Origin of the sequence: Aetokthonos hydrillicola CCALA 1050 (genome assembly GCF_017591665.1) — a bacterium.
Taxonomy (GTDB): Bacteria; Cyanobacteriota; Cyanobacteriia; order Cyanobacteriales; family Nostocaceae; genus Aetokthonos; species Aetokthonos hydrillicola.
In genome coordinates this window covers 1-1,742 of record NZ_JAAKGC010000355.1, presented here as the reverse complement: position 1 = coordinate 1,742, position 1,742 = coordinate 1, and the positions used below count along the sequence as shown (strand labels likewise).

The window sequence follows — 1,742 nt, the reverse complement described above, 5'->3', positions numbered from 1 at the left end:
ACTAGTTTACTAAAAGAGCTTAAGGTTTATTTAAAGCCTCGCAAGAAAGTGGGTGACCTAGTTTTCCCTGCTCCCTTTCATTAAGTTGTCTTAAGATTTTAATGATGATGGTGATGATGGTGACCAACAGCTAGCTGAGGGTTTACTGCTGTGGCTTGCTCAGATAGCAACTCAGCAATATGAGAGTTTGCCCATTCTGCTGCCATCGCTAGGAATGTAGGATTATCGTTGACGCAAGGCATTTGGACATAATTCACATTAGAATGCTTTTTCTCTAAAGCGTGAATAATGTGGTGTACATCTAAAAGAGTTTCATGGTTTTCTGTTGCAAAGCCAATTGGCATAAAGATAATGACTTTAGCTCCCAACTGAATCAGATTTTTGGCTGCTTGTTCAGCGTTTGGCTGTGTCCATTCAATTAGGGGTGTGTCATGGTTCAACCAACCAACAGAAATTAAAGGGTAACGATTAATTAACTTGTCACGCACTAAGTCGTAGAGTGCTTGGCTTTCGGTGATTCCAGAAGTGAACCCTTTGGCTTTGTGGGGACAACCGTGGTTCATCAGCACGATGCCAATTTCAGAAGGTAGGTAAGCACCCGCTAGATCGCTGGTGATTTTCTCTTCGACGAGATGCGCCATTAAATCAATGTAAGCTGGTTCGTTGAAGAAAGAAGGAATGTAACGTAGATTTTTTACCCAATGTTCGGTACTGTCAGCCAACGCCGATAAAGCGTTATTGACTTGCTCGATCGCAATTCCACTGGTAAAGATAGAATCAACCACTAACAGAGGGTAGATGAGCAGTTTATCAAAGCCTTGGTTCTTAATTTCTGCCAGAACCTGTTTAGGGAGAAACGGGGCGCAGAAGTTGAAGGCTTTGAAGACTTGGACTTTATCACCCCAGTGTTCTTGTAGATACTTTTCAATACCAGCACGTTGCTGTTCAAAGATGGCATTGTGTGGGGAGATAAAATCGTGATGCTGGTGTCCCCACTCATGGCGATCAAATAATGCCAGCAACTTTGCCAGAGGGGGATAAATCCATGTTGGTACTGGTGCAAATTTTGCTGTCAGTAGATTTAACGCTTGTTCGTTATAGTTAGCAAAATCTTCGTAACTTTCAACTTCGCCGTAGCCCATTAGCAGTACAGCTACGCGCTGTTGGGTGGACTGTTCTGGTGTGTGTTGTAGTTTTTCTGGGGTTGCTACCACTTTAGAATTCCTCTATACAACGACAATGAAAAAGGGTCTGCTATAGCCTTGTTGCTTTTCTTACTGGTGAATCTTTACTAATTATAATCCTATCCCCTCTAGGGGGATAACTAAAATTACAGTGCTGAATCATGACTTTTTACGTACAATGACTCGTATGAGCAAATCAAACCGTGTTACATATACAACATTATTGAATATGAGTATAATAATTTGCCCGGGTATTCATGAACCAAGTTTGACTGAAAGCTTTGTATTAAGCTTACGTAAGCAAGTTTGTCAGAATTCAAGCACAGTTACATCAGACGATATGCTGATTTTCCCGAAACAGGGTTTTTTCCCTCTATCTGGAATCCATATTTTACAGTTTTTATACCAACGCTTAGGAAACTGGAAGGCTCAACCAGTCTTGTTTATTAGCTTTAGCGCTGGTGTTGTAGGAGCAATAGTTGCTGCATGCAAGTGGCAAATGCTCGGAGGACAAATCAGCGCTTTTATTGCTATAGATGGGTGGGGTGTACCACTATG

General features: G+C 41.7%; 1 protein-coding gene and 1 pseudogene. One reads left to right on the top strand and one right to left on the bottom strand.

All coding sequences use genetic code 11. The annotated features are described in order from the left end of the window. Nucleotides 1-98: 98 nt before the first annotated feature. On the bottom strand, nt 99-1,214 hold the full coding sequence (locus G4P69_RS37865; RefSeq protein WP_208344109.1) for a ferrochelatase: 1,116 nt from the start codon (nt 1,212-1,214) through the stop codon (nt 99-101). Nucleotides 1,215-1,413: 199 nt separating this feature from the next. Here G4P69_RS37865 and G4P69_RS37860 point away from each other — a divergent pair. Continuing rightward, nucleotides 1,414-1,742, top strand: a pseudogene (locus G4P69_RS37860) (hypothetical protein); the annotation flags it as partial.